General features: G+C 60.8%; 23 protein-coding genes. 10 read left to right on the top strand and 13 right to left on the bottom strand.

All coding sequences use genetic code 11. The features are described from left to right. Positions 1–23 precede the first annotated feature (23 nt). The 3 genes from BLT86_RS05805 (at position 24) to BLT86_RS05795 (ending at position 2,725) form a co-directional block, all read left to right on the top strand. Positions 24–1,370 carry a class II 3-deoxy-7-phosphoheptulonate synthase gene (locus BLT86_RS05805; RefSeq protein WP_059392099.1) on the top strand — a complete coding sequence of 449 codons (1,347 nt, stop codon included), beginning with the start codon at positions 24–26 and terminating at the stop codon, positions 1,368–1,370. Positions 1,371–1,531: 161 nt separating this feature from the next. Continuing rightward, positions 1,532–2,287 carry a metalloprotease LoiP gene (loiP, locus tag BLT86_RS05800; protein WP_092375253.1) on the top strand — a complete coding sequence of 252 codons (756 nt, stop codon included), beginning with the start codon at positions 1,532–1,534 and terminating at the stop codon, positions 2,285–2,287. A 51-nt stretch (positions 2,288–2,338) separates the two neighbouring features. Continuing rightward, positions 2,339–2,725 carry a lysozyme inhibitor LprI family protein gene (locus BLT86_RS05795; RefSeq protein WP_092375249.1) on the top strand — a complete coding sequence of 129 codons (387 nt, stop codon included), beginning with the start codon at positions 2,339–2,341 and terminating at the stop codon, positions 2,723–2,725. Here BLT86_RS05795 and BLT86_RS05790 read toward each other — a convergent pair. From BLT86_RS05790 to BLT86_RS05775, 4 genes are read right to left on the bottom strand one after another with little or no spacing between them, the layout of a single operon-like run. Beyond that, positions 2,722–3,915, bottom strand: coding sequence for a winged helix-turn-helix domain-containing protein (locus tag BLT86_RS05790; RefSeq protein ID WP_092375246.1), 1,194 nt, complete (start codon positions 3,913–3,915; stop codon positions 2,722–2,724). The two genes, BLT86_RS05795 and BLT86_RS05790, sit on opposite strands and share 4 nt — an antisense overlap. Before the next feature lie 38 nt (positions 3,916–3,953). Beyond that, positions 3,954–4,400, bottom strand: a complete 447-nt coding sequence (locus BLT86_RS05785; RefSeq protein WP_092375243.1) for a DUF3291 domain-containing protein — start codon at positions 4,398–4,400, stop codon at positions 3,954–3,956. A gap of 17 nt (positions 4,401–4,417) precedes the next feature. Continuing rightward, entirely contained in the window at positions 4,418–5,362 is a 945-nt protein-coding gene (locus BLT86_RS05780) for a DMT family transporter (RefSeq protein ID WP_092375241.1), read from the bottom strand. Then, the gene (locus BLT86_RS05775; RefSeq protein ID WP_084341809.1) at positions 5,363–5,611 is read right to left on the bottom strand and encodes a DUF1127 domain-containing protein; all 249 of its coding nucleotides are present in this window, start codon (positions 5,609–5,611) and stop codon (positions 5,363–5,365) included. Between the two features lie 97 nt (positions 5,612–5,708). Between BLT86_RS05775 and BLT86_RS05770 the strand changes: the two genes are divergently transcribed. Beyond that, positions 5,709–6,563, top strand: a complete 855-nt coding sequence (locus tag BLT86_RS05770; protein ID WP_092375238.1) for a LysR family transcriptional regulator — start codon at positions 5,709–5,711, stop codon at positions 6,561–6,563. Here the strand turns inward: BLT86_RS05770 and BLT86_RS05765 are convergent. Further along, positions 6,558–7,325, bottom strand: a complete 768-nt coding sequence (locus BLT86_RS05765) for a sulfite exporter TauE/SafE family protein (protein ID WP_075747588.1) — start codon at positions 7,323–7,325, stop codon at positions 6,558–6,560. The two genes, BLT86_RS05770 and BLT86_RS05765, sit on opposite strands and share 6 nt — an antisense overlap. Before the next feature lie 100 nt (positions 7,326–7,425). On the opposite strand from BLT86_RS05765, the gene BLT86_RS05760 reads away from it, so the two are divergent. After that, on the top strand, positions 7,426–8,388 hold the full coding sequence (locus tag BLT86_RS05760; protein ID WP_039964599.1) for a LysR family transcriptional regulator: 963 nt from the start codon (positions 7,426–7,428) through the stop codon (positions 8,386–8,388). 99 nt (positions 8,389–8,487) lie between these two features. On the opposite strand, the gene efp is transcribed toward BLT86_RS05760, so the two are convergent. From efp to BLT86_RS05745, 3 genes are all read right to left on the bottom strand, one after another. Then, positions 8,488–9,060 (bottom strand): elongation factor P, encoded by a 573-nt coding sequence (gene efp, locus BLT86_RS05755; protein ID WP_003460252.1) that lies wholly within the window; start codon positions 9,058–9,060, stop codon positions 8,488–8,490. 34 nt (positions 9,061–9,094) lie between these two features. Then, positions 9,095–10,237 carry an elongation factor P maturation arginine rhamnosyltransferase EarP gene (gene earP / locus BLT86_RS05750; protein WP_092380321.1) on the bottom strand — a complete coding sequence of 381 codons (1,143 nt, stop codon included), beginning with the start codon at positions 10,235–10,237 and terminating at the stop codon, positions 9,095–9,097. A 108-nt stretch (positions 10,238–10,345) separates the two neighbouring features. Further along, entirely contained in the window at positions 10,346–10,552 is a 207-nt protein-coding gene (locus BLT86_RS05745; RefSeq protein WP_003460255.1) for a hypothetical protein, read from the bottom strand. Positions 10,553–10,804: 252 nt separating this feature from the next. Between BLT86_RS05745 and BLT86_RS05740 the strand changes: the two genes are divergently transcribed. Together BLT86_RS05740 and BLT86_RS05735 are read left to right on the top strand one after the other, a co-directional pair. Further along, positions 10,805–12,130 (top strand): type II toxin-antitoxin system HipA family toxin, encoded by a 1,326-nt coding sequence (locus BLT86_RS05740; RefSeq protein WP_092375235.1) that lies wholly within the window; start codon positions 10,805–10,807, stop codon positions 12,128–12,130. Next, positions 12,131–12,400, top strand: a complete 270-nt coding sequence (locus BLT86_RS05735) for a helix-turn-helix domain-containing protein (RefSeq protein ID WP_092375232.1) — start codon at positions 12,131–12,133, stop codon at positions 12,398–12,400. It abuts the gene before it with no gap. Between the two features lie 440 nt (positions 12,401–12,840). Here the strand turns inward: BLT86_RS05735 and tssA are convergent, their stop codons facing one another. The 5 genes from tssA to BLT86_RS05710 are packed head-to-tail and all read right to left on the bottom strand — an operon-like array spanning position 12,841 to position 20,370. Next, positions 12,841–13,905 carry a type VI secretion system protein TssA gene (gene tssA / locus BLT86_RS05730; RefSeq protein ID WP_092375229.1) on the bottom strand — a complete coding sequence of 355 codons (1,065 nt, stop codon included), beginning with the start codon at positions 13,903–13,905 and terminating at the stop codon, positions 12,841–12,843. Then, complete coding sequence (locus tag BLT86_RS05725) at positions 13,902–17,726, bottom strand: type VI secretion system protein (protein WP_092375226.1); 3,825 nt, start codon at positions 17,724–17,726, stop codon at positions 13,902–13,904. Before BLT86_RS05725 ends, tssA begins: the two co-directional genes overlap by 4 nt. Further along, entirely contained in the window at positions 17,723–18,493 is a 771-nt protein-coding gene (locus BLT86_RS05720) for a DotU family type IV/VI secretion system protein (RefSeq protein WP_026088567.1), read from the bottom strand. Before BLT86_RS05720 ends, BLT86_RS05725 begins: the two co-directional genes overlap by 4 nt. A 30-nt stretch (positions 18,494–18,523) precedes the next feature. Beyond that, on the bottom strand, positions 18,524–19,849 hold the full coding sequence (gene tssK, locus BLT86_RS05715; protein ID WP_017676967.1) for a type VI secretion system baseplate subunit TssK: 1,326 nt from the start codon (positions 19,847–19,849) through the stop codon (positions 18,524–18,526). 53 nt (positions 19,850–19,902) lie between these two features. Continuing rightward, a complete protein-coding gene (locus BLT86_RS05710) occupies positions 19,903–20,370 on the bottom strand; it encodes a hypothetical protein (RefSeq protein WP_017676968.1) in 468 nt (155 codons plus the stop codon). Positions 20,371–20,579: 209 nt separating this feature from the next. Between BLT86_RS05710 and tssB the strand changes: the two genes are divergently transcribed. The 3 genes from tssB (at position 20,580) to BLT86_RS05695 (ending at position 23,267) form a co-directional block, all read left to right on the top strand. Then, the gene (gene tssB, locus BLT86_RS05705; RefSeq protein WP_017676969.1) at positions 20,580–21,173 is read left to right on the top strand and encodes a type VI secretion system contractile sheath small subunit; all 594 of its coding nucleotides are present in this window, start codon (positions 20,580–20,582) and stop codon (positions 21,171–21,173) included. Between the two features lie 29 nt (positions 21,174–21,202). Then, positions 21,203–22,681 (top strand): type VI secretion system contractile sheath large subunit, encoded by a 1,479-nt coding sequence (tssC, locus tag BLT86_RS05700; protein WP_017676970.1) that lies wholly within the window; start codon positions 21,203–21,205, stop codon positions 22,679–22,681. 82 nt (positions 22,682–22,763) lie between these two features. Beyond that, positions 22,764–23,267 carry an Hcp family type VI secretion system effector gene (locus BLT86_RS05695; protein WP_017676971.1) on the top strand — a complete coding sequence of 168 codons (504 nt, stop codon included), beginning with the start codon at positions 22,764–22,766 and terminating at the stop codon, positions 23,265–23,267. The last annotated feature ends 10 nt before the right edge of the window (positions 23,268–23,277 follow it).

Genomic DNA, 23,277 nt, shown 5'->3' with positions numbered 1-23,277 from the left:
TGATCAACCGCTAGAGACGCAGCATGTCGAACGCCTGGAGCCCCGAAAGCTGGAGGGCCAAGCCCATCCAGCAGCAGCCTGAATACCCTGATGCCGCGCACCTGACTCGCGTCGAACAAACCCTGGCCGGCTACCCGCCGCTGGTGTTCGCCGGTGAGGCGCGCGAGCTGCGTCGCCAGTTCGCCGAGGTCACCCAGGGCCGCGCCTTCCTGCTGCAGGGCGGCGACTGCGCCGAGAGTTTCGCCGAGTTTTCCGCCGCGAAGATCCGCGACACCTTCAAGGTGCTGCTGCAGATGGCCATCGTCATGACCTTCGCCGCCGGCTGCCCGGTGGTCAAGGTCGGGCGCATGGCCGGCCAGTTCGCCAAGCCGCGCTCGTCCGGCAGCGAAACCATCGATGGCGTCACCCTGCCCGCTTACCGCGGCGACATCGTCAACGGCATCGGTTTCGACGTCGCCAGTCGCGTACCGGACCCGGAGCGCCTGCTGCAGGCCTATCACCAGGCCACCGCCAGCCTCAACCTGCTGCGCGCCTTCGCTCAGGGCGGCTTCGCCGACGTGCATCAGGTGCATCAGTGGAACCTCGATTTCATCGCCAACTCGGCGCTATCCGAGAAGTACCACCAGTTGGCCAATCGCATCGACGAAACCCTGGCCTTCATGCGCGCCGTCGGCATGGACAGCGCACCGCAGCTGCGCGAAGTCAGCTTCTTCACCGCCCACGAAGCGCTGTTGCTGAACTACGAAGAAGCCTTCGTCCGTCGCGACAGCCTCACCGGCCGCTGGTATGACTGCTCCGCGCACATGCTGTGGATCGGCGACCGCACCCGCCAACTGGACGGTGCGCACGTCGAATTCATGCGCGGCATCGAGAACCCCATCGGCGTCAAGGTCGGTCCGAGCATGGACCCGGACGAGCTGATCCGCCTGATCGACACCCTCAACCCGGACAACGATCCCGGTCGCCTTAACCTGATCGTGCGCATGGGCGCGGACAAGGTCGAGGCGCACTTCCCGCGTCTGCTGCGCAAGGTCAAGGAGGAAGGCCGCCAGGTGCTGTGGAGTTCCGACCCCATGCACGGCAACACCATCAAGGCCAGCAGCGGCTACAAGACCCGCGATTTCGCGCAGATTCTCAGTGAAGTCCGGCAGTTCTTCGCCGTGCACCAGGCCGAGGGGACCTACGCCGGTGGCATCCATATCGAGATGACCGGGCAGAACGTCACCGAGTGCATCGGCGGCTCACGCCCGATCACCGAAGACGGTCTGTCCGACCGCTACCACACCCACTGCGACCCCCGCATGAATGCCGACCAGTCTCTGGAACTGGCGTTCATGATCGCCGAAACGCTGAAGCAGGTACGCCGCTGAACCTCCGCGCCCTGGCCACTGGCCAGGGCGCGAACCGGCTCGCACATCTTCTGTGCGGTGTCCGGCATAATGCTGTCCCATCGCGAGCACCGGACAGGTGCCCAAGCTACACCCAGCCGGAAAGGACTCGCGGCCAACACCCCCAACAAGGACGATGAACCATGCAACTGCGCACCACCCTCTCCGCTTTCGCCCTGTCCAGCGCCGCTCTGCTGATCGGCTGCCAGAACATGTCCCCCGACGCCATGCTGCAATCGGGCCTGATGGCCGTGCAGGCCGCGACCCTCAGCGACGCCGAAGTACGCAGCATGTCCGACCAGGCCTGCGCCGAAATGGATGCCGAAGCCAATATCGCCGGCCCGAACAGCCCGTACAGCAAACGTCTGGACAAGATCGCCAACAACCTCGGCCATCAGATCAACGGCACGCCGATCACCTACAAGGTGTATCAGGCCGACGACGTCAACGCCTGGGCCATGGCCAACGGTTGCGTGCGCGTCTACAGCGGCCTGATGGACCTGATGACCGACAACGAAGTGGAAGGCGTGCTCGGCCACGAGATCGGCCACGTCGCCCTCGGCCACAGCAAGAAGGCCATGCAAACCGCCTACGCCACCACCGCCGCGCGCAATGCTGCCGCCGCTTCAGGCAATGCCTCCGTCGCCGCCCTGTCCGCCTCGCAGCTCGGCGCCCTGGGTGAGCAACTGGTCAACGCGCAGTTTTCGCAAAGCCAGGAAAACGCCGCAGACAACTTCTCCTTCGACCTGCTGACCCAGCGCAACATCCCCCGTGAAGGCCTGGTCACCGCGTTCGAGAAGCTGGCCAAGCTGGGCGGCGGCGAAAGCAGCATGTTCTCCTCGCACCCGGGTTCCAGCGACCGCGCCGCCAACATGCGTACCCGCCTGGCTGCCAAGTAAAGGCGATGTGTAGGGGCTGCATTGCAGCCCCTGTTTCATTTGGAGATCGCCATGTCGATACCGCGCAACTGCCTAGCACTCTTGCTCATCCTTTCACCCGCGGTTCAGGCCGATTATGACCAGCAGTACCAGGCCTGCCTGGACGCCAGCGCAATGATCAACAACGCCAGTGTCGCCGGCTGCGCCGAAGGCGTATCGGAAACGGTGAAGAAGGAGATGAACCGCATCTACCAGCAGCTGTTCCTCAAGCTGCAGGAGAGTGCCCCGGAAGATGCCGAGCAACTGGAAACGACGCAGAAGGCCTGGCTGGTCTACCGCAATGGCCAGTGCGAGCTGCAGGGCAAGCATGTCGGCTCGCCGATGTATCACTATTGCCCGATGCAGATGAACATCCAGCGCGTCGAGGAACTGAAGTTGCTGCTGGAGAACGGCGGTTAACCGAGCAGCCCGCGCAGGCTCACGCTCGGCGCCAACCACACCTCATCCAGGCCCAGCCAGTGCGCCAGCGCGCGCAGTGAATCGCCCAGCGCCAGGCGCGCCTCCTCGCTCAACACTGCTTCCTCCAGATGCACGGCATGCACCGCCAGGCGCCCGGCTGCGCGCTCGCTGCGCAGATCCACCCGCGCCAGCAGGCGTTCATGGTGCAGAAACGGCAGCACGTAATAGCCATACACGCGCTTGGCCTGCGGAGTGTAGATCTCCAGCCGATAGCGGAAGCCGAACAGCCGCTCGGTGCGCTCGCGTTCCCAGATCAGTGAATCGAACGGCGACAGCAACGCACTATGGCGAATACGCCGGGGAATGCGCGGCTCGCCCCGGCAATAGGCCGCCTGCCGCCAGCCCTGCACCGTGACGGGCAACAGCTCGCCCGCCTCCACCAGTTCAGCGATACGGCGCTTGCTGTCACTGACGTCCAGCCGGTAGTAGTCGCGCAAATCGCGCTCGGTCGCCACGCCAAGGGCATCGGCAGAACGCAGCAACAGGCGGCGCTGCGCCTCGTCCTCATCGAGGTCCGGGTGATTCAGCACATCCGCGGGAATGACCCGCTCCGGCAGGTCGTACAGCCTTTCGAAGCCGCGGCGCCCAGCCACAGTGACCAGACCTGCAGCGAACAGCCATTCCAGCGCCATTTTTTCCGCGCTCCAGTCCCACCAGGGGCCGGCCTTCTCGGTACGTGAGGAAAGGCTGCCGGCGCCCAGTGCACCGAGCTCGCGCACGGACTGCAGTACGTTGTCTATTGCGTCGCGCCGTTCTACACCGAACTTCGCCAGCTGGCTGTAGATGCCCTGCCCATCCGCCGCTCGGCGCATGCGCCAGCGCAGCAGCGGAAAGAGCTCGAGCGGCAACAGCGAGGCTTCGTGCCCCCAGTATTCGAACAGCCGCCTGCGCCGCGCCCGGCCCCAGGCCAGTTCATCGAGGTGCTCGGCCTGGTAATGACCAAGACGGGAAAAAGCCGGCAGGTAGTGCGAGCGCACCAGGGCATTGACCGAGTCGATCTGCACCACGCCAAGGCGCTCGATCTGCGCCTGCAGCTGCTTGTGGGCGATGGCGCCGCGTGGGGTACGCCCGAACCCCTGAGCAGCCAGAGCCAGGCGGCGGGCTTCGGCGAGAGAAAGTGAGAGCGTCATGGCGACCAGCCTATCAGGCAGTTTGGCTGCCGACGAGTTCAGGCCGGCGCGGCGAACGCGTGGCGAAAGGTGAAGGCCTGCACCGTCGCGCCATACTCGCGCAGATGAGCCAGGCGCTCAGCGGCCTCGACCACGCTCGGCCGATGCCCGGCGGGCACCCACCACAGCACCTGGTGCGCCTGCTCGACACGCTCGAACCATTCGCGACGGCGCTTGAGCATCTCGGTATGTGCCGATTTGTAGACGTAATCGCCGAGCGACTGCACGTCCTGCCAAAGCGACATATTCACCAACACCTCGTCACCGAACGGACGGATTGCCGTGGCATCGCCCGCCTCGTCCTGCAAACGCCAGACATAGCCGGGCGAGCCTTCCGCCAGTGCATTGATACGCTCCAGATTGGCGACGAAGTCAGCCATCTCCGCTGACTCCAGCGGCGTCTTCATCCAGGCAATGTTCAGTTGGGCCAAGTGATAAGCGGACAATTTCCAGCCTCCATGCGTCAGGGTTGCTGAGGCAGGCCACGCCAGCCGGACAGACGTCGACGCAACCAGGCCTCGCTGCTGACCAGAGTGATACCCGATAGCACCAACGCCGCGCCGATGATGAAGTTCAGGGTCAGGGGCTCGTCCAACACCAGCACGCCGAAGGTGACGCCAAACAGAGGTGTCATGAATGAGAACACCGCCATGTTCGAGGCCAGGTAGCGGCGCAGCAGCCAGAACCAGGCCAGGTAGGAGAAGAACGACACCACCACGCCCTGCAACAGGATGCTGGCGATAGCTACAGGCGTCCAACGCAGCTGGGAAAGGTCCACCACCGTCAGCGCATAGGCCAGCAGCAGCACGAAGGCCACTGCCAACTGATAGAACAGGGTCAACCCGGCCGGTGCTTCGGACAGGCGCGAGCCACGCACGACGACCGTGGTCGCCCCCCAGGCCATACCGGCGCACAGCCCCAGCGCATCGCCGAGCAGCATGTCGCGATCGATCTCGGCCCAGTTACCGCCCACACCGAAAGCCATCACCACGCCGCCGAAACACAGCGCGATGCCCAGCCACTGCAGGCGACGCAGACGCTCGCTGGGCAGCAGCAGGTGCAGACCCAGCGCCGAGAAGATCGGCGCCGTGTACAGAAACACCGCCATGTGCGAGGCCGTGGTGTAGCGCAGGCCCAGCGCGATAAAGAAGAACTCCAGCGCGAACAAGACACCGGCCAGGATCCCGGCCAGCCAGGTCGTACTGAGCCACTCGCGCCAGCCGCGCTGCCACAGCAACAGCAGGCCGACCAGCACCGCGGCAACACCCGAGCGCAACGCTACCTGCAGCATGGGCGCGATATCGCCCGCCGCCAGCTTGATTGCCACCTGCTGGCTACCCCAGATGGCGCATAACAACAGCATCAGTTGGAACAGGAAAAAATCGGCGCCCTTGCGTACCGCGGTCATTCAACAACTCCTGTCATGTACCACTCTCTTTCTCAGCGGGTAATCCCAGAACGGCCGTTCGGCCTCCTGCAACACATCGGCGCGGGACAGTCCCAGGTCCTTCAATGCAGCATCATTCAGTTGCGCCAGCTGTGCCCGCTTGTGAGCCAGTTGACGCCAGCGCCGCAGCATACGCCATACGCCGACCAGTGACGGCAACCGTTCGAAGTGGATGGCCTGAGCCAACGCATAACCTTTCTGACCTTTCATCTTTTCGCCCTCCCTGTGGGGTTGGCGTCAGTGTCGGGCCCAGCTTTAGATCAATCCAGCGAATGTTTCTTATGGCATCCATCTCGAGGATTGATGAATGGCCTTCCACCCCAGTATTGATGCCGAATTGCTGCGCAACTTCGTTGCCATCGCCGACACCGGCGGTTTCACCCGCGCCGCAGAAACGGTCAATCGCACCCAGTCAGCCGTGAGCATGCAGATAAAGCGGCTGGAGGAAGACGTGGTGCAACGCCCGTTGTTCGAGCGCGACGGCCGTCAGGTGCGGCTGACGCCCGAGGGCCAGGTGCTGCTGGGTTATGCGCGGCGCATCCTCAAGCTGCATGGCGAGGTACTCAACACCCTGCGCGAGCCGCATATGGTCGGTGCCGTGCGTATCGGTACGCCGGACGACTACGTGATGCGCTTTCTGCCGGAGATTCTCTCGCGCTTCGCCCAGGCCTATCCGCTGGTGCAGGTGGAGGTGCATTGCGAGCCCTCCGGCCAGCTGTTGCTGCGCCAGGATCTCGACCTGACCATCGTCACCCGCCAGCCCGGCAAGGAGATCGGCCAGCTGCTGCGCCAGGAGCGCTTCGCCTGGGCCGTGGCCCAGGGCTTCTGCCCGCATGAACAGAACCCCATGCCACTGGCCATGTTCAACGCCGACTGTTTCTGCCGCGAATGGGCCTGCAACGCGCTGGATGCGATGAGCCGTCCCTACCGCATCGCCTACACCAGCCCCAGCCTGTCGGCGATCTTCGCCGTGGTGCGCGCGGGCCTCGCGGTCACTGCGCAGCTGCAAAGCCTGATCACCCCAGACTTGCGCATCCTCGGCGAAGCCGAAGGCCTGCCGCTGCTGCCGCTGACCAGCATCGTGCTGCTGCGCAATGAGAGCAGCCAGTCACCCGTCACCGAATGCCTGGCCGAGCATATCGTCGAAGGTTTTCGCCTATAGGCGGCCACCCGACTCCAGCGCGAGCAGCAGCGCACAGAGCAGCAGGAAGCCACAGAACAGGCTGCGCAGCAGACGCTCCGGCAACGAATGCGCCAGGCGCACCCCCCAACTGATGCTAAGCAGGCCGCCAACCGCCAGCGGCACACCCATCCACCAGTTGACGTGATCGTGCAGTGCGTAGGTAAACAGTGTGACGCCGGTACTGGGCAATGCCAGCGACAGCGAGAGCCCCTGCGCCACCACCTGCGTGGTGCCGAACACACTGGTCAGTACCGGCGTCGCCACCACCGCGCCGCCCACACCAAACAGCCCGCCCATCGCACCGGACACCCCGCCCAGCACGCCGAACCAGCCCCAGTGATGACGCAACTCACCACTGGTCGGCGTCTGAGCCATCAGCATGCGCAGCAGGTTGTAGGCCGCCAGGGCCAGCAGAAAACCGACGAAGGCCCAGCGCATGGTGCGCGAATCCACCTCCACTGCATACAGCGAGGCCAACCAGGCGCAGAAGAAACTGGTGACACCGAGCAGCAGGGCATGTCGCAGGTTGATACGATTGCGTTGATGATAACGCCAGATCGCCAGCATCACGTTCGGCACCACCATCACCAGCGCAGTTCCCTGAGCAAGCTGCTGATCCAGGCCGAAAACGATGCCCAGCACCGGAATGGCGATCAGGCCGCCGCCGATGCCGAACAAACCACCCAGCGTCCCCAGGCCCAGCCCCAGTAACAGATTCAGCAACAGGTCGAACAGATTCATGACACCTCCAGACAGTGGGCGCATGTTAATCAGCCGCGGCTAGCGCGGAAACGCATAGCAACGCACAATGGCTTTGCTTATCTCGCATAAGAAGGCTGCCATGAACCCCGATGCACTGACCGACCAACTGGAACTCTTTCTCGACGTGCTGGAGACCGGCAGCTTCTCCGCAGCGGCAAGGCGCCATCCGCTCACGCCTTCGGCAGTGGCACGGCGCATCGACGCCCTGGAGCGTGCCATGGGCAGCAGCCTGTTCAGTCGCACCACTCATGCGGTACGCGTCACCCCGGCGGGCCTGGCGTTCGCCGAGCGCGCCCGGCGCATCCTCGCCGAGCTGCACCTGGCCCGCGCCGAGGCCGTATCGCTGAGCAGTGCACCGGAAGGCCTGATTCGCATCGACGCCCCCTCACCCTTTGGGCGCCGCCACTTGGCTCCGGCGATTGCCGAGTTCCTGCGCGCAAACCCCGGCCTGGACGTGCAACTACGCCTGATCGACAGCTTTATCGACCTGCAGGGCGAACACCTGGGTGAGGTGGATATCGTCGTGCGTATCGGCCCCCTGCCCGACAGCCGCCTGGTGGCCACGCCGCTGGCGTCGATGACGCGCATCGTCTGCGCCAGCCCGGAGTATCTACGTCGACGCGGCATTCCTCGCAGCCCACTGGAGCTGGAACAGCACGACGGCCTGGACTGGGACAGCCTGGCGCCACCTTACGCCTGGCGTTTCGAAGTCGACGGCAAGCTGCAGCTGTGCAAGCCCAAGCGCCTGCGCCAGACCAGCAACAACGCAGAAACCCTGCTGTTCAGCGCCCTCGCCGGCCTTGGCGTGGCCCACCTGCCCACCTGGATGAGCAGCGAGCATTTGCAACGTGGCGAGCTGATCCCGCTGTTCTGCGAACAGGGCCTGCCACCCGTCGAGCCGGTGAGCATCTACGCCCTGCGCCTGGAGCGCGAAGCCAGCCCGCGGACACGCCTGCTGCTGAGCTTCCTGAAGCAGCGCTTCGGCTTTCCGCCGCCCTGGGACCAGGCACTGCAAACCAGCCTGGCCATCCCACAGCAGTAAGATCACGACCGCAGGGGGCGCCGCGCGCACCACGAAAACCGCCGCGTGACGGCCACAAAAAACCCGGCACCTGGGCCGGGTTTCTCGTACAGCTTAGGCTCAGGCCGGAGCCTGGGTGCGGCCCTTGTAGGAACCGTCACGGGTATCGATCTCGATCCAGTCGTCGATGTCGACGAACTCGGCAACCTTGATCTCGGTACCGTTGCGCAGCTTGGCAGGCTTCATGACCTTGCCGGAAGTGTCGCCACGAGCAGCGTTCTCGGTGTAGACAACCTGACGCACGATGGTGGTCGGCAGGTCGACGGAGATCACCTTGCCTTCGAAGAACACGGCTTCGCAGACGTCGCTCATGCCTTCTTCGATGAACGGCAGAACGCTTTCCAGATCTTCGGAACGCAGCTCGTAGGAGTTGTATTCCGGATCCATGAACACGTAGTCCTCACCGCTGATGTAGGACAGGTTCACTTCCTTGCGCTCGAGAATCACCGGCTCCATCTTGTCGTCGGCTTTGTAGACGGTCTCGGTCTTGGAACCGTTGAGCAGGTTCTTCAGCTTCATCTTGACGATGGCGCTGTTACGACCGGACTTGGTGAACTCGGCCTTCTGGATCAGCCACGGCTGGCCATCGATCAGGGCCACGCTGTTGACTCTCATTTCTTGTGCAGTTTTCATGCGAATATCCGAAATATGCGGGAGGTACAGAAATCTAGGCCGCGTATGATAGCCAATTTAGGTAAAACTGTTCCAGCGTCGTGGCAAGATCCGACCGAGCGGCCTGATCGTCACACCAGTGCTCGGCGTGTCGCTGCAGTACCGGCCATACCTCGAGAAGCGCAGGCCAGGCCGTTTCCATCCCTTCCCCCGCATTCCAGGCTCGCCAGAATTCAGCCTGAACGGCAGCGGCTTCAGGCATCAGATCGGCGTTATAAATCGCCAGAAACGCCTCAAGTTTGTCCCAGTGCGCCCGCTCCTCCTGCGGGTAGATGTGCCAGAGCAGCGGCCGCCCCGCCCATTGCGCTCGCACGAAGGAGTCCTCGCCACGCACCGCGTTGAGGTCGCAGCACCACAACAGGCGGTCGTAGTCATCCTGCGCCACGAAAGGCAGCACATGGATCAGCAGATTGCCGCGCCGCCGCTGATCACCTGGCACCAACTGCGCCTCGCCCAGCCAGGCCTGCAGATTCGCCAAAACCTTGCCCTGCGGCACCAGCAATTGAGTCGACTGCGAATCGGCTGCCAGCGCATCAAGCCAGCCCGCCAGCCCCGCATTTTCATAAGCGAACAACGAAATCAGTCGCGCCCCGGCTTCCCTTATCACGCCAAGCGACTGCAGGAACGCCTGCTGCGCCTGCGCGTCTGCCTGAAAGGCGCGTCGCCGCGCCAGCAGATCGGCCTCGCGCAGCAAACCGCCCGCGCCCTCCACGAATCCAGGAAAGAAGAAGAACTTCTGCAAGCCTCCGGGCTGCGGTGATGGCAGGCCATGGCAGCCTGCTACCCAGTCTTCGGCACTGAGGTATTCCAGATTCAGCCACAAGCGGCGCGTGCCGCTGGCCGCCATCGCCTCGATATAAGCAGACGGCAACTGACAGGCGAAGGCCTCGATCACCACCTGCGCAGGCTCAACCGCAGGGAACGGCTCACGCCACAGGCGCACCTCGACACCGCTCCAGCGTTGGCATTCAGCATCGACACTGGCCTCGGGGCACAAGCGTACGAAGGCGCCCAACTCGTCGATCCACAGGCGCACAACATGCCCCTGCTCGGCCGCCAGCTGTCGGGCCAACCGCCAGGTCACGCCGATATCACCGTAGTTATCCACCACGCTGCAGAAGATGTCCCACCTGGCCACGCTGCGCCCCTTCAAAAAATGATCGCCATTCTAACCGGCGAGCAAGAAAAAGCCCGCCAGAGGCGGGCCAAGGGGAGCGCTGGAGCGAGCGCGGGGTAAAACAGTGAATCAGGCCAGCAGCGAATCGCCCTCACGACGAATAGCGCTGCTCAGTAGCCAGACCGCCTGGCAAGCCAGCGCAGTCTCACGGGAAGCGAAAGGACCGGCTTTGGGCTGGCCATCCACCATCACCAGCCAGCACGCCATATGACCGTCGGACCTGAGCTCAGCCGGCACGGCGCTGCCAACCAGGGAAACCACATCGATACGGGACATCATGACCTCCAAGCCAATTCAATCTCTGTTGGGCTCAACATTAGGCCGATGCCTCGCCAGACAGAAATCAGTGCTCTCGATAGTGACCATGGATATTGCCAATGGCGGAAGCACAGGCGGCACAAACTGCGCCATGCGCGGTATGGGCATTAAAGTGCCTTTAATACCCAGCCTCAGAGCAATTTAAGGCATTTTATTGCCTTTATTTGCAAAGGCTACTAGTCTAAACGGCATTAAAGTGCCGGAGTCGATATGCACTCTCTCACCCTGCAACTGTACAGTGGCCACGCTTGGCATGACGCCATGCATCTCAATTTCGAGCAGCCCGAGGCGGGTCTGGCGGGGGCATGTTCTTTTGGCTATGAGCAGGCATATCTGCTTGAAACGCTGGAGCACATTGGCAGCCGCCTTGAGCACGCAGTTAGCGTCACAGTGCCGTTGGACTGGGAATCCTATCGAGCAAGCGAAGCGCCTGCCTTCCTGCACGACATACTGCCCGCTGGAGCAGCAAGGCGCTTCCTTCTCCAGCGCCTGGGTGACCAAAAGCCCGAGAATCTTGGACTGGATTTATTTTTGCTAAGTCGGTGCGCACCAGCGCCGGTGGGAAACCTGCGTATCAAGGAGGCAGCGGCAGCGCTTCAGGAAAGTCCGCTGTTAGGCTTCTCTCGCGAGGATGTAATCAACCGCGATGCCCGTTTTCTCGAATACGCCTACGAGCAGGGTGCGGCCATCGGTGGTGCCACAGGCGCAGGTGGCGAAGCGCCCAAACTGTTACTGACTGAAGACCGAGAAGGCGCCCTGCACCCGGATGCGGCCTTGCCGGATGAGTCAGCAACCCGCCACTGGTTTGTAAAGTTCGCGCGAAACCAGGCCAGGCAGACCGACCAGGACATCCTGCGTAGCGAGTTCTGCTACTACAGGGCCATTCAGCGGCTTGGTCTGGATACCGTACCCGCAGAAGGCCTGGCGCTAGAGGAAGGCCGCAAGCCTAGCCTGTGGATGCATCGCTTTGATCGCCATCTCAGCGCCGCAGGCGTAGAGCGCAGCGCAATGGAATCCCTGTACTCACTAGCAGGAGTAACCGTGCCGGGCAGCTACCTGCTGCATACCGACGTCCTGCATCACTTGGTCCGGCTGTGGCAGAAGACGGGGCAAGGCGCGCAAGTTGGCGACATGATCTTTGAGTATCTACAGCGAGACTTACTCAACCAGATCCTTGGCAACTCGGACAATCACGGCCGCAATACCTCAATTTTGCGCAACAGCACGGGGCTGAAACTCGCCCCTATCTACGACCTTGCGCCCATGGTGATGGATGATGAAGGCGTCACTCGCACCACAAAATGGCCTCAATCCATAGAAATTGCCGGCGAGGTCAACTGGCGCCAAGCCTGCGCCGCACTAGCGCAATGGACCGACGCAGATGTTCTTTATGAAAGACTCAGAGGCGCAGCACAAGACTTCCTGGCCCTTCCCGACCTACTGAGCGATCAAGGGTTGCCAAACTCCACGATGAATCATCCGCGTATTGCGCTGCGCACCCTTCATCAAAGACTCAACCGATGGGAGCTTGTCTGAATGGATATCATCGAGCGCAACCGTATTCTGACTGAAATGCAGACCCAACTGGCATCGGGCGAGTTGACCATCGGCCAGGCCGTGCGCAAATTACGCAAGGAAATCACCGGATTGCAGCAGGCCCGTTTCGCACAGATGTGCAAACTTTCACTGCGCGCCCTTCGTCAATTGGAACATGACGAGTCGAATCCAACCGTGCAGACCCTCAATAGCGTGTTCAATCCATTTGGGATGCAAGTTGGCATTGTGCCGAAGAGCCGAATTCAATAGAGGTAGCCTGAGCCTTGAGGGTAGCGACAGCCCAGACGGTTCGATGGACGGTTTTTTAATGGTGCTAGGACTGGACTCGAATCCGTATGCCGTTTTAGCGGCGGTGGAGTTTAAGTCTCAGAGGAATTCTCATAAAAACAGCGACTTAAAAGCGGCTTTTCCGTAAACAGCACAGCTAAGATTTTCTGCAGCCTGCGAATTTCAAGGGGGATCTATCGAACTGCGGAACCTTTGGTCTGCGCCGGATTGACTGCTTTCGGTTCTACTCAGAGCTGAGCCAATAGAGGATTGGAGTAAGCGAACGGAAATCACATCTTCCCATAGGAATGGGGTCCGGGATCTCTGAACCTCGGCTGCTAGCCATTACTTAGAGACGCCTGTGCTAACGGGGTAAATTCCTCCACCAGCGCATCGGCGAACATACCGAGCCTGACACCGCTTTACTTAAGCACCCCAAGCAGCTTCCATAGCCGCCTGGATTCGGCATCGGCGCTGATCAACTCGTCCAGCAACTCGCCAAGCGGCTGGTTGCCCCACTCCACGGCCCGACGAATGACATAAGGCACCGGGCTATGTGGCTCGGTTCTGGCGAGGTAGTCGGCGATCTGCGCAAGATGGCGATAGGCCTGCTCACGACTGCTGGGCATACCAGCCATAGGCAGCGAAGGTGTAGAGGGCTCGGCAGTCGGCCCGTCCACTACGGCAACGATCTCTGGCTCGGTTGAAGGGATGTGTTCTGACATCGGAACGAACTCCTCGATCTGAGCACGTAGGCTGGTCAGTGTTTGACGCAGGGCACCGAAGCTGGGGGCCAACTCAGCCAGCCAGCCGTCGCTCCAGTTTTCCAACCGTTCGAGAGCCGCGAGAGCGGCCTGCAGCTCAACATCAGCAGTGATGAAATGACTCGTTGGTGTATGCCTGAGCCTTTCATGTAGCTTGCGATATTCCAGTCGGGCCGTTTCTGCCGCGATCTTGTCCTGCTTGCTGTCACTCATTTGCACCTGACGTTGCTGCAACTGCAGCCAGTCGTGCAGGGTCACGTGCGCGAACTCTTGCGCATCGATGCCAAAGAGCGGCGTCTGGATCAGCAAAGTGGCGCTGTATTGACGAACCATCCACTCCAGGGGAAAGACACGCCAGCTACGGTCACCTTCCTCTGGCTGCGGATGCAGAGTATCCGGATAGCGTTCGCATAACCCTGTCAGCAACTCCAGTGCAGCACTCACCCCGGCGAGCCCGCGGCGATGTATCCAGGCTTCGCCCAGCCAAACGGCAATCATCAGATCCTTGCTGCGACCTCGCAGTAGATCACCTGCCAACGCCTCCAATGCGGCCCAGTCCCCGCGCTTGAGGTCGCTTTGCCAGACACCGGTTGGCAGACTCGCATCATCCTCACGCCGTAGTTCTCGCAGGCGATCCCAAGCGCCCTCGTAACGCAGACTGGGGCCGCAAACGGTGTCACCGGGAATGGGTTCCAGATACTGTTCGATAGACTCGGATGTCATGGTTCCACCACCTCACTTCGCAAAGCCTGGAGCTGGAAGCTGGAGAATGGCGAACTGGGTGCGGCGACAGGTAGAGGCTGGATTGACAGGGGTAGCTTGCTGCCCTGACCAAGCAGTGACAGGCGAATGAACATTTGAGCCTGCGGGCTGGCATCCAGCGCTCCCCGAACAGGAACCTGCAAGGTGAGAGGAAAGTCCGTGTAGTCCATGTTCGGCAGACGTTGGGGTACCACGTGCGAGCGCATCATACGCAGCAAAGCCCAAGGGCCACGATACTCCCAACCCGCTTCAAGGCCATTCACGGCCATGCTGGGCTGCAACGGATCTATCACCGGTCGTTGGCTGCTGTCGCGCGCCCAGCGCAACACAAGCTGCAGCGGATCACCAACGTTCCAGTGCAGGCGTTGGCCAGACTCGCCTGGATGACTGATCTGGTGCCCCGCTCCATTCAGAGTCCAGGCAATTACCTGATCGGCGCCCCGCTCGTCCTCGCGATCCGTTCGCCAACGCACTTCAAGCTCCACGCCAATTGTCCCGGATTTGTCGCGTATGAACATTGGGCCAAGCCAACTTCTGGCCTGCTTCATCCGAGAGAGGAAATCTTCAGCCGCCAGGCGGTTGCCTGGCGATGCTAATACCAGTCCCTTCTCAGCGACCTCCAGATGAGTATCGATCAACTCCAGCAGGTGTTTGACGCGAGCAGGGTCAGCATCGCCATTTTCCAGGCTATATGAGAACGGAAAACGTCCTGCCAAATACTGGTTGAAATAATCCGCCAGTGCGCTCCACGCCTGTTCTGCGCCCTTTATCTGCAGCTGACTGCAGCGCTTGTGCACTTGATCAGTAATACCACGGGTATATCGGGCCAGATCGCCATCGCCCTGTGGCAGACTGGCTGTTGACAGCACCTGCAGGCAGTTGTCGACGTCCACTTCCACCAGGTCCCTGGTCACCAGTTGCTCGAACAACGCAGGAGCGCTGGTGGGGTTCTGCGCTTTGTACTTCTGCATTTCATCCATTATCGAGCCAAGCCTCGACACCTTGTCTTGTAGGGACAGGGGCAAATCTGTCTGTGTCCTCAGCCACGTAAGTTCGGGTCTGACCCTGTCGATGCTGGTACTGATCTCCGCGAACTGTCGAGATAATGATGCTTTCAGATCCTGCACATCGGTGGCCCGGAACAACTTGAGTCCCAGATCGGGCTTACCATCCCAATCGGACACCGGGTAGCGTTCGGTGAACAGTGGCAAGCTGTCGATGTCAGCGAGTACGGCATCTACATCCGCCATGGCACGCAAGGTCAACTGGGATTGAAGAGTATTGGCCAAATCGGCACGTCCAAGAGCCGCCAAAGCTTGGATGACCTCCATGGCCTTTTCGACAGAGACATTGAACCGGCTCTCCGAAGATCCGTAGATATAGCGTCCACCTGATGAGGTCAGCTCTGACCACATAGCGATAGCGGCGGCTTGTTCAGCAGCCTTAAGCATGCCGGGACGATACGCCGGCGAGATCTGCGCCAACTCCTGAGCCACAAAGCTCTGGTAGCTTTGCTGGTAAACCAGTGCCTGAGCCATTTGCTGCTCGGTCAAATTGATCACCCCACGAGTATCAACGGCGCTATCCGTGCGGCGCATTGCGCTTACCGCAAAATCTCGCTTGAGCAGATCATTGATACTCCTCGACAGTTTGCTGATGTGCTCCTGCAAAACCAGCGTTCCGCCAGCCTGCCGCTGCAGGAGGTTGTCGCGACTAGCGGCACCCTCGATCCATTGACTGTGGAAACCTTTGCGCAGTTGCTCAGCCTCGAGCGTAACGGAGGCTTCAACGCTTGGTCCCAGAAGTCGGCTCTGCTTCACATCGTTCATCAGGTCGCGGTAACCCGGCACCAACTCCTCACCACTACTATGGCTCCATGCGGAATTAGTAAGAATGATCAGATCCTCGAGATGCCCGATAAGGCTGTTGATTTCCTCAAGCTTGTTCAGCGAGGTATCCCTGCCATATTCCAGATCGTTCAGGTTCCTTTTGAGATAACCGGCAGGCGTAACGAAGTTCCCTGCCAGGAAGTACTGCGCCAGCCAAAACTTCATCAACGTTTGAAACTGTCCAGAGAGTTGCCTGCGATTGGGCTCCAGATCCACGGGGCGCAGTCCAGGTGCAGCAAGGTTCCGCAAGGTCTGGTCGTAAAAGGATCTCCGGGCCAAGCTAGAGGGGTCGAGACTAAGTCCCAGTGCATCGTTGCTGAGTTGAGTCAGTGACTCGATAAAGCCCTCCTGGCCGCTTAGGGTATCGTTGAGCAGACGATTGTGCCGCTCCAGGCTTACAACGCCCTCAGCCAAGGTGCGAGCCTTCACATAGTTCGGCCACTGATCCGGCTGGGCGCTTTCGACATCCGGGCGACGTTGCTCGTTGCGGATATCCAGCAACGTCTTGAGCTGGTACTCCTGCAGTTGCTGCAGTGGCACCAGCGCCTCGCGGCGAGCCATACCACGCAATAGCAGGTCCATCTGGGTATCCAGCGAAGAGCCCCAGGAGGTGGGGTAGACCAACGATGAAAAATGCCAGCGGGGGGCTCGCTGCAGCAGCATCCAGAACCCCTGAACATTGAGCCGGGCTTGCTCCTGACGACGCTCGGGGGCTCGCAGGCTCACGTGCCCGGCATGCACCTCCTCCAATAGGCGACTCAACTCACGCGCATCCTGCTGTCTTGCCTGCCATACCCACAGCATGCCCACCAGCCAGCAGAGAGCCAGCACCGCGGCAACGCCGCCCACTGTTTTCTGCCAACGCTGACGTAGGCGCAGCACGCGCGGAAGAGCCTGTGCCAACCCCTGTTCGGCTAGCAGCCGCTGCCGCCACAGCAGCTGAGTGAATGCCCCTTGCATCGCAGGCTGCTCACCAGGATAGAGCTGCTCGGCATTCGATTCTTCACGTGCCTGTGAGGCCCCCAGATAGAGGCCGCGCAATCTTGGAGCCTCGCCTTGGGCATTGCCCTGAAAAACGGGCTCCAGCAAGTTACGCAGGTTGCCCTTGAGAGCCAGCAACAGATCAGGCAGGCGATATAAATCCTCAGCCAACTCGCCTTTCAAAGTACCGACCTCAATGATGGCTGCCTGCAAGCTTTGAACTACAGATTCCAGCGCATCATCGAGCCAATAACTCTGCCAGCCGGCATCCAGCCCATAGGATGATGACCACCCCAACAGACGCTCACGGCCTTCTTCAGGAAGTGCGGCTACCAGCTCCTGAAACCCCGGCATTTCCTCGAAGCCCGTAATCAGGACATACACCGGAAGCCCCAGACCAAGACGCTGAAGCAACTCACCGAAGCGACGGCGCAGAATAACCACGTCGGCGGCACTCTGGGCTCCGTCCTGCAACTGGCCAAGTGGGATGTTCCAGATCACGCCATCCAAAGGACGCTGGCCACGCAGCCTAAGCAGCATACTGAGCAGACGACGCCAGACGAAGGTAGAGGCAGTACTGCCATCGCCGGGCAGGAATACGCCTTGAGGCACCACCAGTACGGCGCCATCCTGGTCGGCCCACCACCGACCGAGCCAGGCCGGACGTCCAACAGGCGTGAGCTGCCAATCGCTACAGAGCTGGCTACCCTCCCGCGGATCGCCGAGCAGCATCAGCCAAGGAACCTGATAGCGCGACTCGATCCCCTGTTCCTGTTCCATCCTGCGTACCGCGGCATAGAAGCTACGAATCGCCATACCGGATTGAGTACGCAACCACCAGAACAAAGCAGCCAGGGCTACAAGCAGCAGGAGAATACCTACCACGCTGAGAACGATCGCGAGAGCGCTCATTCAACCGGGCTCCCACCGTCGTCCATGGTGATCAGATGCATCAAGGGGGTCAGCTCCGACTGAATGTCACTCCACATCCAGTGTCCGACCGTGCTCAGAACCACCAGCAACCCGCAGATAGCCAGTCCCAGGCGCATACCATCTGGCAGCACTCGCCTCATGGGTAGACGTAAAGGCGCAGCACGGCTCGGCCGTGCCAGGCTGCTCATCGCGCCATTCACCGCTGGCTCACGTTGCCAGGCGAAGGTGAAAAGTGCATGCCGCCAGCGCGCATGCAGCGCCCGACCGCGGTCGCTACGCAAGCCGCCATAGAAGCCAAGAATCAAACACTGGAGGTAGACGTTAGCCAGATCACGAGAGGCCGGAGCACGCTCCTTGAGGAGTTTGTGAATGGCGCGTGGCAGTCGCTCACCTGCATTGCGCGAACCATACAAGCGCGTTTCAAGCGGACGTGGCTGCCATGCCGATCTGCCTGGCCAGTCATCGAACAAGAGCCGTTCATCAACCAGGGCGACGAATGCATAGACCATCGCCTTGACCTGGCTCGAGGAGGATGCGCCGACACTGGCAAATGCGCTGCGCCAGAGACGGCGAACCACGAGGATCGTGGCCTCTGCCATGCGTTCGATCTGTTCGTTGCCAGGGTTGCTCAGTCCTGCCACACCATCCCAAACCTCTCGCCATTCGATCCAGGCTTCGCGAAAAGCCTGGCTCAGAGGTGCCTCTCCAAACTCTGGGGGGTAAAGAGAAACGCTCCTTTGCGACATCTATGCATCCTTGGCTTGGGAAGGCTGATTTCAGTGGCTATCGGTCGTAAATAGAAGAACCTGCCAGGGACTTGAACTCACCCTCTGAGAGGTAACCGCCAGGCAAAGTGGTTGCTCCGGATCGAACCAGTCACCGGAAGCCTGAATCAGAAAAAGGTGAGTTTCCTCACCCACACCGTACGCGGCTCGTTCGTGGCGGTTCATGGGCTGGTGAGGCAGACCGCTCATGCGCTGCTGTACGAGCGTCGGTACGTGTTGTCGCGAGGCGATCACTGCCTGTCCCAGCCATGCCCGCGCAGCTTCCTGCCCAGAGCCCGTCGGCATGCGCAGCCCCACAACAAGGCGCTGACGACCTGTCTGGGTATCTGGCAAATCAATCGAAAACCCTTGCTCGGAATGCTCGAATACCAAGCAACGGTAACCGACGCGGATGCTGTCCAGGTTCCGGTGTAGCCACTCGATTACTTCGTCGAAGCCTCGCTTGAGTTCGAGAAAATCAAGAGGTGCGAATGCTGGCACGCCGTTCAATGGATCCAATGCACTCCATGCTCCTGCCAATCCGGCCAGTAAGCCATGCAGATTCGCTGGAGTAGCCGCTCGACTGTTCAAAGCGACTTCAACTTCCGGGAGACGGGCCCACAGCGCCGTCAATTGCCGTCTGAGTTCCTGCGTATCATCACGATTTCCCGCTTGCTCGGCTTGACGCAACCGTCCGGCGAGGAACAGGCATTTTTCTCGCCCCCTTGCGCATAGCGCAGAGACCATCTGACCCAGGTCAGACTCGGGCAGGATCAATCCCATAGGTGGCACGTAGGGTTGCCTGACGAATCCACCACCCTCGTTGGAGATCCGCAACAGAGGTAGACAAATAGAATCAGCCCTGTCGCTATCAGTCACCAAGCGTAGATTGGGGCGCCAGACGAGAATCGGCTCTGGATGCTCGCCGCTGGCAAGATCAGGTACCGCCTCTGCGAGATGTGATTGCAATCGTCCGTTGAGGGGCAGTACCTGGCCGCTGCGGCCAAGAGGGTTGACTGCCAGGTAGACGGTCACGCTGGCATTGACTGAAGCTGCCACAGCAGGTCCCACATCGAACTCAAGAACCCTGCCGCCACCCGGTTGCACACTGACGGGCAAGCCATCTGGCAGGATCGCCTCAAGGGATTGGATACGTACCAGGCCGGTACTCAGTGCGGCAGGGTCGACCTCCAATTCGGCCACCCCCCAGAACCAAGGATTGCCGGCTCTGGCGCAGAGCGCAGCGATAACCTCAGCGCGTATCCCCTGCAGTTGGAAATGCTGAGGCAACAGTTGCATGCCCTCGTGCCAGCAGACTGCATCCGGCAACACCTTCATACCACTCCCCTTCGACATCCGCTGTTTGGCATGCACGCAGCGTGCGCAACTGGCTAGCGATCCCGATCCGTCAGCAGACGCATTTCCCTGCTATCGAAGCGAAGCCACACACGGCCTGATTCGCTCAGGCGCAAACGGTGCGCACCAGGAGTGTTATAGCCGGCGAATACCAAAAGTCCAGCCGCCTGGTCACCAGAGAAAGGGAAGTCGCGAACGTCGCGAAATTGGCCAGGCACCAGCTCCAGACTCCACACCGAAAACAGTTGCCGATAGTCACGACGGTACTGATCTCGCTCGGTGAACCACTGTCTGGAAGGAATCTCGGACAGCAGTTTGAGCAGGTCTGGATCGTGCACCGCAACGAAGTCCACAGCGATGGGCGTGTCGTCATTGGCGCGCTCCGCTACATCGAGCGTCAGGCTATCCAGTCCGATTCTCTCGCCTCGAAAACCACATCCGGCCAGCATGAGAATTAGAAGCAGCAGAGCAGGAAAGCAGGAAATCGGACGTCCCTGTGTCATGAAGACTTCACCTTGAATTTCACATTTGCAAATTTATAGACCTGATCTAGCGTCTATGAAAGTTCGTCCTCATGACGGATGTGGATGGATCGTCAAGGACGGGCTCGGTGTTCGGCTACCCCGTTGCAGTAGCGGTCCAGCAAGGGAGTGCGAGCATAGGATCCTTCCGCTGCATTGCGCTCCAGGTACTGCCCCGGAGCCCAACCAACATGGCTGAGAGCACGCAACACAAGCTGGATCGGATCCGTCCGCCACGGGTCCAGATCACCTACGACGTCGAAATCGGTAACGCGATCGAAAAAAAGGAACTGCCTCTCGTGGTCGGTATCCTCGCTGACCTCTCCGGCAAACCCGAAACACCGTTGCCCAAGCTGATCGACCGCCGCTTCACCGAGATCGACCGCGACAACTTCAACGAAGTACTCGCCTCCATCGAACCGCGCAGCACTTTGCAGGTGGAAAACACCATCAGCGGCGACGGCAGCAAGCTCAACGTTGAGCTGCGCTTCCGCCACTTCGACGACTTCGACCCAGTCAACATCGTCAATCAAATCACGCCACTGCGCCGCTTGTATGAGGCACGCCAGCGCTTGCGTGACTTGCTTACCAAGCTCGACGGCAACGATGACCTCGACAAACTGTTGCAGGACGTAGTGAGCAATACCGAAGGCCTGCAGGAGATCAAGTCCTCACGCCCAGAGAGCGAATCTCCAGCCCAAGCCGCAGGCACCGCCGACGTCGAAGCACCAGTCGATACCCCTGCTTCCGACGACGGTGAAGCACCGACCGAACCCCAGGCCTGAGCGCCCCTTGAACACCCGGAGATGACGTAATGGCCACCAAAGCCGGTGCTTCCAGCGAGAGCACGACCCAGACCCTGACTCTACTCGACCGAATCATTGCCGAGGGCCGAATGGCCCACGACGAAAGCCAGCAGGACTACGCCCGCGACATGCTCGCGGAATTCGCCACTCAGGTGCTTGACGAAGGCATGGCCATCGACAAGGACACCGTGGCCATGATCAACGACCGCATCAGCCAAATCGACAAGCTGATCAGCGACCAACTCAACGAGGTTCTGCACCATCCTGACATGCAGAAGCTGGAGGCCTCCTGGCGAGGCTTGCACATGCTGGTGGACCAAACAGAGACCAGCAGCCGCCTGAAGTTGCGCCTGCTCAACGTCACTCAGAAGGAATTGCAGAACGATCTGGAGAAGGCCGTCGAATTCGACCAGAGCTCGCTGTTCAAGAAGATCTATGAAGAGGAATACGGCACCTTCGGTGGACACCCATTCAGTCTGCTAGTGGGCGACTATGCATTCGGCCGCCATCCACAAGACGTCGCCCTGCTAGAAAAGCTCTCCAACGTCGCAGCCGCTGCCCACGCGCCATTCATCGCCGCCGCCAACCCTAAATTGTTCGACATGAACAGCTTCACCGAGCTGGCCGTGCCTCGCGACCTCAGCAAGATCTTCGAGAGCCTGGAGCTGATCAAGTGGCGCAGCTTCCGCGAGAGCGAGGATTCGCGCTACGTCTCACTCGTGCTGCCGAACTTCCTCCTGCGCCTGCCCTATGGTCCGGACACCAATCCGGTGGAGGGCATGGACTACGTCGAGGACGTCAACGGCACCGACCACTCCAAGTACCTCTGGGGTAATGCCGCCTGGCTGCTGGCACAGCGCATCACCAGCGCCTTCGCCAAGTATGGCTGGTGCGCGGCTATCCGTGGCGCCGAAGGCGGTGGAGCGGTGGAGGGCCTGCCGGCACACACCTTCCGCACCCTGTCTGGCGACCTGTCGCTGAAGTGCCCGACCGAAGTGGCGATCACCGATCGCCGCGAGAAGGAACTCAACGACCTCGGTTTCATCTCTCTGTGCCACAAGAAAAACACCGACATGGCAGTGTTCTTCGGCGGTCAGACCACCAACAAGGCCAGGCTCTACAACACCAACGAAGCCAACGCCAACGCCCGCATCTCGGCCATGTTGCCCTATGTGCTGGCAGCATCGCGCTTCGCCCACTACCTGAAGGTGATCATGCGCGACAAGGTGGGCAGCTTCATGACTCGCGACAACGTGCAGACCTACCTCAACAACTGGATCGCGGACTACGTGTTGATCAACGACAACGCGCCCCAGGAGATCAAGGCCCAGTACCCCCTACGCGAAGCACGCGTGGACGTCTCGGAAGTCGCCGGCAAGCCAGGCGTCTACCGCGCCACGGTGTTCCTGCGCCCGCATTTCCAGCTGGAGGAGCTGACCGCGTCGATCCGTCTGGTGGCCAGCCTACCGCCGCCTGTAGCGGCCTGACCCGACGCCCCCGCCGGCCGTTTCGGCGGGGGCTCGCCCACATCACGATCCACTCTGTTTCCAGACCCAGGAGTTATCCGCGATGGATGCCATCATTCTCGACCTCGGCGACGACATCAAAGGCGACAGCCTGCTCGAGGGCTACACCGACAAGATCGAGTTGATGTCCTACAGCCACAATGTGGCAATGCAGGTCACCAACGATGTCAGCAACTCGGAGCGCACCTCCGGCAAGCCGCACATCGGCGAGTTCACCGTCACCAAGTTCGTCGATACCGCCACTCCCTCGCTCAACGAATACTGCTGTGCCGGCAAACCCATCACCACAGCCAAGATCACCATCGGCCGCAACGCCGCCGAAGGCGATGGCAAGTTGTTGCCGTTCATCATCTACACCCTCGATAACGTGGTGCTCTCCAACGTCAGCGTCAGTGGTGGTGCCGGCGGTAAGCCGGTGGAAACCCTGTCGCTGAACTTTACCAAGATTAAATGGGAGCTCACCGCGCAGAAGGACGATGGCACCAAGGAAGGCACCGCCGCCTCCACCTGGGACCTGGCAGCCAACAAGCTCGTCAAGTCCAGCTAAGTTAAGGACA

Origin of the sequence: Pseudomonas sihuiensis (assembly GCF_900106015.1) — a bacterium.
Lineage (GTDB): Bacteria > Pseudomonadota > Gammaproteobacteria > Pseudomonadales > Pseudomonadaceae > Aquipseudomonas > Aquipseudomonas sihuiensis.
Note: the sequence above shows the minus strand (reverse complement) of the source record. Positions and strands in the feature narration are given on the sequence as shown.

Coding starts and splice junctions, on each gene's coding strand:
- BLT86_RS05805 (WP_059392099.1), top strand. CDS start 24: ATGTCGAACGCCTGGAGCCCCGAAAGCTGGAGGGCCAAGCCCATCCAG.
- loiP (WP_092375253.1), top strand. CDS start 1,532: ATGCAACTGCGCACCACCCTCTCCGCTTTCGCCCTGTCCAGCGCCGCT.
- BLT86_RS05795 (WP_092375249.1), top strand. CDS start 2,339: ATGTCGATACCGCGCAACTGCCTAGCACTCTTGCTCATCCTTTCACCC.
- BLT86_RS05790 (WP_092375246.1), bottom strand. CDS start 3,915: ATGACGCTCTCACTTTCTCTCGCCGAAGCCCGCCGCCTGGCTCTGGCT.
- BLT86_RS05780 (WP_092375241.1), bottom strand. CDS start 5,362: ATGACCGCGGTACGCAAGGGCGCCGATTTTTTCCTGTTCCAACTGATG.
- BLT86_RS05775 (WP_084341809.1), bottom strand. CDS start 5,611: ATGAAAGGTCAGAAAGGTTATGCGTTGGCTCAGGCCATCCACTTCGAA.
- BLT86_RS05770 (WP_092375238.1), top strand. CDS start 5,709: ATGGCCTTCCACCCCAGTATTGATGCCGAATTGCTGCGCAACTTCGTT.
- BLT86_RS05765 (WP_075747588.1), bottom strand. CDS start 7,325: ATGAATCTGTTCGACCTGTTGCTGAATCTGTTACTGGGGCTGGGCCTG.
- BLT86_RS05760 (WP_039964599.1), top strand. CDS start 7,426: ATGAACCCCGATGCACTGACCGACCAACTGGAACTCTTTCTCGACGTG.
- efp (WP_003460252.1), bottom strand. CDS start 9,060: ATGAAAACTGCACAAGAAATGAGAGTCAACAGCGTGGCCCTGATCGAT.
- BLT86_RS05745 (WP_003460255.1), bottom strand. CDS start 10,552: ATGTCCCGTATCGATGTGGTTTCCCTGGTTGGCAGCGCCGTGCCGGCT.
- BLT86_RS05740 (WP_092375235.1), top strand. CDS start 10,805: ATGCACTCTCTCACCCTGCAACTGTACAGTGGCCACGCTTGGCATGAC.
- BLT86_RS05735 (WP_092375232.1), top strand. CDS start 12,131: ATGGATATCATCGAGCGCAACCGTATTCTGACTGAAATGCAGACCCAA.
- tssA (WP_092375229.1), bottom strand. CDS start 13,905: ATGACATCCGAGTCTATCGAACAGTATCTGGAACCCATTCCCGGTGAC.
- BLT86_RS05725 (WP_092375226.1), bottom strand. CDS start 17,726: ATGAGCGCTCTCGCGATCGTTCTCAGCGTGGTAGGTATTCTCCTGCTG.
- BLT86_RS05720 (WP_026088567.1), bottom strand. CDS start 18,493: ATGTCGCAAAGGAGCGTTTCTCTTTACCCCCCAGAGTTTGGAGAGGCA.
- tssK (WP_017676967.1), bottom strand. CDS start 19,849: ATGAAGGTGTTGCCGGATGCAGTCTGCTGGCACGAGGGCATGCAACTG.
- BLT86_RS05710 (WP_017676968.1), bottom strand. CDS start 20,370: ATGACACAGGGACGTCCGATTTCCTGCTTTCCTGCTCTGCTGCTTCTA.
- tssB (WP_017676969.1), top strand. CDS start 20,580: ATGGCTGAGAGCACGCAACACAAGCTGGATCGGATCCGTCCGCCACGG.
- tssC (WP_017676970.1), top strand. CDS start 21,203: ATGGCCACCAAAGCCGGTGCTTCCAGCGAGAGCACGACCCAGACCCTG.
- BLT86_RS05695 (WP_017676971.1), top strand. CDS start 22,764: ATGGATGCCATCATTCTCGACCTCGGCGACGACATCAAAGGCGACAGC.